Raw genomic sequence first — 7354 nt, forward strand, 5'->3', positions numbered from 1 at the left:
AAAGTGGATTTAGAACGAAAAAAGAGGCACAGATTGAAGCTGCTGAAGTGGAGAAAAAGTTTTATCTCCGGCAACATTCTGTTATTGCGAATAGCGAAACTATACTAAAGGATTGGCTTACAGAATGGTTAGAAATTTATGGAGCCCAATGCGCAGTTAACACGGATAGAATATCAAAAATTTATTAATACCTTAGTTGAAAAAGGATACGCTAAAAAAACCATTCAGACGATTCATTCTATTTTTTGTACNGCAATCAATAAAGCTGTTGAACTAGAAATGGTTACACATAATAAGTATCAAGGGATATCGATCAAAGTTGAGGATGAAGAAAAAATCAATTATTTATCAAGAGATGAAGTAGAAATCTTCATGGATACAGCTAAAAAATCTCCATATCATCATTATATAGTCACATCGATTTTGCTCTGAACAGGAATGTGAAAAGGTGAAATGTTAGCCTTAAAATGGGAGGATGTTGATTTTGAAAATAAAACCATTTCCATCACAAAAACGAGAAGTGATAATGGTGTGAAAAACACCAAAAAACCAAATCAAGTAATCGCACAATTGGGATCGATAATACTTTAATTGCTGATTTAAAGCAATATCAATTATGGCAAAAGAAAAATAAAATGAAACATGGTGCCGATTACCATAAATCAGAGTTCTTAGTAAGGTCCCCAAACGGAAAAGAAATTGGAGAATACGGAGTCAACAAGACGATTGATTCTATTTTAAAAAAAGCAAAAACAAACCTCCCCCACATTTCCCCGCATGGATTGCGTCACACTCACGCAATTATGCTGCTGGAAAGTGGAGCAGATCTAAAGTTTGTTAGTGAACGATTAGGGCATTTAACTATCAATATGACGGCCGATGTCTATGTTCATATTACAAAAAAATATGAAAATGAAAATTTACTAAAACTAGAGTCATATTTAACATAAATGGGCAAAAAGTGGGCAAGGAGAAATTCTCCTTGCCACAAATCCGTCTACATCACACGTTTGAACATCTTTTCCATTTCATAAGTAGAGTAATCAGACTATATAATAGAAGAAAATAAAAGAAATCAAACTTTGATATATTGATATTTTTACTTTCTATTCGAAATATAAAAAAGTGAAAATATGGGCAAAGATGGGCAAAAAGTGGGTAGAGTAAAAGTAGACTTTCCCATACCCTATTGCTATATATTTTCATAATGTTTGTAGAGAAATAGTAAGTCCTCTCACATTGGAATTCTCACTTGCAATTCTTATACTTCTATTCAGACTTGTTTTAGATCATTTATAATGAGTGGTGACATATGATTCCGACTGGGTTTGAACCAGCGACCTCTCCCCTGTCAAAGTGGCAAACAGTCACGGAAGCAATAAAGTTATTATGGAATATCCCTTAAATATCAAGGCTTCGGAAGGAATGAAGTTTGTTTCTTTAGGTTTAAAAAGGACCGTTGTTGACCGTTTTCGTCAACAATTCGTCAACATCTAATTACTTGCCCTCATTTTGATTTCTTATTCAACTAAAGCACCCGTTTCTTTAAGTGTAATTCTTCACAATAACACCATTAAACTGATGAATTGTATTACGCAAATCAAAAATTTTTGTTTATATACAAAAAATATAAATTTCTAATGGGGGAATTATTTGTTCCAATATGATTTTGCTTCCTCCTCAAGAACTTTTAATCTTTTATAATAATCAGGAAACTCGTTAAGATGAGCCAATGCAATTTTCCCCGTAATTAGTGGGTCATCCCCAGTAACATTAGTTTGGCTGGATTGTTTCCCGTGTTCAAGTTCAGTATTTACTCCCATCCAAAACTCATCTAAATCAAACTTACTGTTAGTAAAGTCAATACCTAAAAGTAAAGCTATTGCTGCTGCTTCCTCTTTTGAAAAGCTAGTTCTGCCCCTATTTAAACTATTCGAAGCAATAAAATTTGTTGTAAACCTAGTTGGATAATTGTTAAGTAAATTTCTATTTGATAAATGAGTAAAATTCGTACAATAGTTAGAATAATTAGGGTACTGATTCATATACGGAAAATTATTATAGTAGTACATATAATTCACTCCTAAAATTAAACAAGCAATAAATTCACAAAAAATACGACTTGGCTTATTAATCTAAACTATACCGTTAGTACAATAAATTAATGAGAAGAAGCGTTAATCCTTCTTGAATCAACGCACCCTATACTTGACAAATTAAAGAATCGCTACCGATGAAGCCGAAAAAGTATAATAATAATAACTCACTTTTATTTAAATACAATTATTGGGTAGCCCTTAAATTCTACCAATGTACTTTGGATCTCTAATAATTCCAGATTGACCTGGTACCCAATTAGCAGGGACTCCTTCCCCAGTTCTTCTACTATATTGTATCCCTTTAATTACCCTTAATATCTCGTAAACATTTCGACCAACTTCCGGTGGATTTACGAATTTGGTAACAATCGTTCCTTCTGGATCTATTATGAAGGTTGCTCTGAATGTAGACCTAGTTTTTTCATTTAACACTCTGTATGCTTTACTAATTTTATGTGTTAGGTCACTTAATAGTGGAAACGTCACCTGAGAAGCAGAAGGAGACACCTCAGTAAAAACTTTATGAGAATACACACTGTCTGTACTTATTGCAAGTACATCTGTATTTAGGAATCTCAGTTGATTATAAATAACAGCGACCGCTGCCAACTCTGTCGGTCAAACAAAAGTAAAATCACTTGCATAAAAAAATAAGATCAACCATTTTCCACGATAACTTTCTAGTCGAATTTCTTTAATTTTCTTTTCTACATTGTCGTAAGCTTCTGCCACAAACAGTGGTGCTATATCAGTTGTTTGTGCACAAAATGATTGTACACAGTCCTCATACATATGACAATGTCCTCCTTATCAAAAAGTTGAACTCATTTATCCATATGTATTAGACAAATTGTTGGTGTATCTAAAATTTTCGACCCTGTATATCCCTTATTAAACTCCTTGCTGAGCTAACCTGCTCCCTTAGTCGAATAAGAATAAGGGCATTATGTTGTCCAGTAATACACCCACTAGTTTAAGTAATCGTTACAATCCAGACCCCTAATGGTCGGAGTCATATAGTGGAAAAGGAATATGTAATCAATTTATTTCATTAAAATAATTTTGGATAACCCTCAAAGGAAGGTTATCCACTTTATATGAATTTTATCGGAAAATTACCTTTAGGCTCACAAAGGAAACTATTTTTTCCAAACATAACTTCGGGCTAGACCTCTTTCGAATGCATCCAAATGGTTCAATGATGCATTTCTTAACTGTGTAAATACTGTTCTTACATCCGTTGGAAGATTTAAAGAAAGAAATTTATTATACATACTTATATTCTCTATCTCACCTTGTACTCCAAAAGCAAAAGCGTTTTTTATTGTTTCTGCGGTAGTAACAAACTTCCTTGAAATATCTTCTGGAATAGGTACTTGATATCGTTCAAAAAGAGGAAGTAACGCACTAATATGCCTCAATTCAGCCTCTTGGATTCGGGCAAATGTACGTATATAACCAAAGTTTAAAAGAATATTATTATACCTAGCCTGAGCAAGGAATTCATCTTGTAAAGCATAAGTTAGCATCTGAGGTAAAATTAATGTTGGGGCATTCAAAGCCCCTTTGGCTCCATAGTCGTTAGCATTTTGTCTTTCTAATGATTGTTGCAAATTATGATAAGGTGGTTGATTATAGGAGTAAAAATTTTTCGCATACATTGATTGTATTTTCACCTCTTAAATTATTTTCCTGCTGCTGAGCAGTTGTTGTGGCTCATCATCGTGCTCCTAAATTCCAAGTTATTCTCCTAATAGTGTATATAAAAGGAATCGAAATGTACCTTGGATACTCGAAGAGGTCATTTAACATTAATAAGTACATTCCTCTTCTACCGTACATAAGATAATTTATTAATAATAAATAATATGAAGGGATTGAGGAAAATGTACTATGTGCCCTATACGTATCAATATCCTTATTATGGAGATACACCAACGCATACTTACGGAAATCCTACTGGTTATTGGGCTCTTCCTAATGAGTTGGCTTTCAGTTCTTATCGGTCTTTTTATGGTGATAGCAGAAACGTATTAAAAGATTATGGAGCAAACCCATTTGTTATAAATATCAATGAGGCCACCAAACAAAACAACACGTATCGTACTGCAATTTGGACAGGAAACCATTTGCAAGTCACATTAATGAGCCTCAATGTTGGTGAAGATATCGGATTGGAAATGCACCCTGATGTGGATCAATTCTTACGTGTTGAACAAGGTCAAGGGATTGTACAAATGGGAAAGAGTAAAAATAATTTAAACTTTGAAAGAAATGTGTATGATGATTCTGCAATATTTATACCAGCTGGAACATGGCATAATCTAACTAATACAGGGAATATCCCGCTAAAACTTTACTCGATATATGCTCCTCCTAACCATCCATTTGGGACTGTTCATGTTACCAAAGCAGATGCAGTGGCTGCGGAAGAAGGCTACGGTCATGGCAATGGAAATACAGTTATTTTTGGCAGAACTCCAGATGAATGGGTCCAGTACACAGAATTTTTGGTCAAAGAAGGGCTAGAGGATGTTAAAAGAGGAATAAATGCTACACACATACTTCAAGAATTTATTTTAATGGGGGTTCTTGTAGGGAAAGGCTATTCTCCTGAAAAAGCATATGAAACAGTTGAAGAATGGGAACGTACAGGAGAATCCAAACTTCTTCAGCAAAGCAAATATATGTAGAAATAGAGAAAATAGAATATAGCTAATTGTTCATTTGCGACCACCTGTTATTTCTACATTAAATAAACACAAAACGTTAGATTAACAATCGAGTAGGAGGGGGTGACTAACCCCCCGACCTCTCACACCACCGTACGTACCGTTCGGTATACGGCGGTTCAATTAAGTTTGACGTAGAAATTCATATCTTTGATATAGACTTTTGAGTCCTCGATTACTCCAGTAAGAGTTATCGAGGGTTTTGTGTAGGATTGGACTAGAGGCTATTCTCCAATATTTCTTTCGGGAGTTTCCCCATTCGTATGCCTTTTGGTCAGTGACACCTAGACCTTTGAGTTTTCTTACTCTTGTCCTCGGTTTCTTCCATTGTTTCCATTCAATCATACGAAGTCTTCTTCTAATCCACTCATCGAATTCTTTAAATTTACTTGGTGTATCAGCCAATGCAAAATATCCACACCATCCCGTTAGATATTGATTTAGTTTCTCGATTCTAACTTCCATAGGAATTGGTTTAGAACGGGAGGTTAACTCCCTTATTTTAGCTTTAAGCCTTTTGATACTTTCATTTGCTATTCGAACCTTCGGTATCTTATTAAACGTAAAGCTAAAGCCAAGGAACTTTCGTTTCCACGGGCGATCAACCGCTGATTTTTCTCTATTTACTTTAAGCTTTAATTTCTGCTCAATGAAGCATGTAATCGAGTTCATCACTCGTTCTCCAGCTTTCTTCGATTTCATGTAAATATTACGGCAAGTAGACCACTGGAACCTCCCCAGTAGTCCCTCTCAGAACCGGACGTGAACCTCTCAGCTCATCCGGCTCCTATTATTCAGCCGTAGGCTTGATACCTAATTCCCAGTGCTTAAAGAGTCTGGGATTTTGTTTTGCAATTCTACCCATAAAATATTCCGCTCTTTTCTTATGCCGAGCTAACCTTTTATATTTCTTTCGTGCCCACATAATTAAGGCTTTGTTGATACGCCTTAATGTTGAGTACATTTCAGATTTGTAGAACTTACCATAGTAGTTAATCCAACCTTTTATCTTTGAGTTAAACATATTCGAGAGGTCCGCTAGGTCCTTTTCAGCTTTCAACTGTAGTTTCCAGTCCCTTACTTTTTGCCGAATTGATTTCTTTGATTTGTTACTAATGGCAGGTGTAAAGTTCATAAAATGCTTTCCCCATCTATTCTTCGAACGTCTTGGTCTGAACGTATATCCAAGAAAATCAAACGAAATGTTTCCATACTCATCTTTCCTATCGTCATCTTTACAATACACGATGCGTGTTTTGGTCGGATGTAGTTCAAGTTGACATTCATTCATCCTCTTATTTAAGGATTCAAACAATCTCATTGCTTCAGTTTCTGATTTACAGTGGATGACTGCGTCATCCGCATATCTCGCAAATGGATTGTTAGGATGGTTAATTGTCATCCATTTATCAAATGTATAATGTAGAAATAAGTTGGAAAGAACAGGACTTATGACTCCACCTTGCGGTGTGCCAGAAGTGCGTTCTGTTACACCTTCTTTTGTTTGAAAAGGCGCCTTTAGCCATCTTTTAATATATAGTTTTACCCATTTAATATTTGTGTGCTTTTCCACTGCTTTCATTAGTAATTCATGATCAATATTGTCGAATAAGCCTTTAATATCGAATTCTAGAACCCAATTGTATTTCCAACACCTTTTGCGGGTTATCTCTAATGCTTGAATGGCACTTTTGTTTGGCCTATACCCGTACGAATCCTCGTGAAAGAAGGGCTCTACCAAGGGTTCAAAATACAGTTTTACAACCATTTGCGCAATTCTATCTGCAACAGTTGGAATCCCTAGTGTCCTTGTACCACCAGCTTTCTTCGGTATCTCTACAGCTTTAACTGCTGGAGGAAAGTAGCTTCCTGAGGACATTCTGTTCCATATTTTATAGAGATTATCTTTTAGATTCATTTCGAATTCTTCTATTGACTCTTCGTCAATTCCAGCTGATCCTTTGTTTGCTTTTACTCTTAGAAAGGCTTCATAAACTACCTTTTTAGATATCGCATATGGCTTTGTTTTATTCATAAGTTCCTCCCATTAAGATGGTTGACTTGTTTATAAAACTGAATAACATAACCCCTTTGCTCCACTTCCGTTAGGAAGTTTCATAGCTACTACGAGTTATTCCGCCCCTATACATGGCATTGGTACTCTGATTCTTGTGGGGCTTCCACTTGAATTTCTCCCTTGACATCCATGTCGTAGGTTCCCACGTTCCACACTCGAGCCTATATTAAGTTCACGCCGCCTTTATACCGGTCACCGAACGGACAGTAAACAGGTTTCCTCCGAACTTATCCTGAGTTAACGACTCCCCCTCAGTTTTGATGACATCTCTACGCTTTCGATACTTCATCAGCGGTTCAATGGTTTTCGTCTCCTTAATATGTACCTGACAAAGTCTTGCTTTGCCTTTTCCTTAACGCTCAATACCATAGCTTTTGACTACAGCACCTTAAGGTGGTTTGCAATCTCTACCTGTATAGCGATTGCGAGAGGCCTACTCTCATCTT

6 protein-coding genes and 3 pseudogenes are annotated in these 7354 nt (G+C 35.9%); 4 read left to right on the forward strand and 5 right to left on the reverse strand.

Going from position 1 to position 7354, the window contains the following annotated elements; genetic code table 11:
• The 3 genes and pseudogenes from L634_RS34515 to L634_RS32350 form a co-directional block, all read left to right on the forward strand.
• Window positions 1–188, forward strand: a pseudogene (locus L634_RS34515) (site-specific integrase); the annotation flags it as partial.
• Window positions 139–432, forward strand: a complete 294-nt coding sequence (locus tag L634_RS35035; protein WP_026585182.1) for a phage integrase SAM-like domain-containing protein — start codon at window positions 139–141, stop codon at window positions 430–432. The pseudogene L634_RS34515 and the gene L634_RS35035, both read left to right, overlap by 50 nt.
• A gap of 203 nt (window positions 433–635) precedes the next feature.
• A complete protein-coding gene (locus L634_RS32350; protein WP_026585183.1) occupies window positions 636–950 on the forward strand; it encodes a tyrosine-type recombinase/integrase in 315 nt (104 codons plus the stop codon).
• A 699-nt stretch (window positions 951–1649) separates the two neighbouring features.
• On the opposite strand, the gene L634_RS0127630 is transcribed toward L634_RS32350, so the two are convergent.
• From L634_RS0127630 to L634_RS31955, 3 genes and pseudogenes are all read right to left on the reverse strand, one after another.
• A complete protein-coding gene (locus tag L634_RS0127630; RefSeq protein ID WP_198029842.1) occupies window positions 1650–2072 on the reverse strand; it encodes a DUF5661 family protein in 423 nt (140 codons plus the stop codon).
• Between the two features lie 225 nt (window positions 2073–2297).
• Window positions 2298–2891, reverse strand: coding sequence for a peroxiredoxin (locus L634_RS0127635; RefSeq protein ID WP_084029044.1), 594 nt, complete (start codon window positions 2889–2891; stop codon window positions 2298–2300).
• 347 nt (window positions 2892–3238) lie between these two features.
• Window positions 3239–3679, reverse strand: a pseudogene (locus L634_RS31955) (ferritin family protein); the annotation flags it as partial.
• A gap of 306 nt (window positions 3680–3985) precedes the next feature.
• Between L634_RS31955 and L634_RS0127650 the strand changes: the two are divergent.
• Window positions 3986–4792 carry a cupin domain-containing protein gene (locus tag L634_RS0127650; RefSeq protein ID WP_026585187.1) on the forward strand — a complete coding sequence of 269 codons (807 nt, stop codon included), beginning with the start codon at window positions 3986–3988 and terminating at the stop codon, window positions 4790–4792.
• A gap of 162 nt (window positions 4793–4954) precedes the next feature.
• Here L634_RS0127650 and L634_RS31960 read toward each other — a convergent pair.
• Both L634_RS31960 and ltrA read right to left on the reverse strand, forming a co-directional pair.
• Window positions 4955–5542 (reverse strand): annotated as a pseudogene (locus L634_RS31960) (group II intron maturase-specific domain-containing protein); the annotation flags it as partial.
• A gap of 79 nt (window positions 5543–5621) precedes the next feature.
• Window positions 5622–6866, reverse strand: coding sequence for a group II intron reverse transcriptase/maturase (gene ltrA, locus L634_RS0127660; RefSeq protein ID WP_026585188.1), 1245 nt, complete (start codon window positions 6864–6866; stop codon window positions 5622–5624).
• Between the last annotated feature and the right edge of the window lie 488 nt (window positions 6867–7354).

Origin of the sequence: Bacillus sp. J33 (genome assembly GCF_000518885.1) — a bacterium.
Classification (GTDB): domain Bacteria; phylum Bacillota; class Bacilli; order Bacillales; family Cytobacillaceae; genus Cytobacillus.

Coding starts and splice junctions, on each gene's coding strand:
- L634_RS0127650 (WP_026585187.1), top strand. CDS start 3,986: ATGTACTATGTGCCCTATACGTATCAATATCCTTATTATGGAGATACA.
- ltrA (WP_026585188.1), bottom strand. CDS start 6,866: ATGAATAAAACAAAGCCATATGCGATATCTAAAAAGGTAGTTTATGAA.
- L634_RS32350 (WP_026585183.1), top strand. CDS start 636: ATGAAACATGGTGCCGATTACCATAAATCAGAGTTCTTAGTAAGGTCC.
- L634_RS0127630 (WP_198029842.1), bottom strand. CDS start 2,072: ATGTACTACTATAATAATTTTCCGTATATGAATCAGTACCCTAATTAT.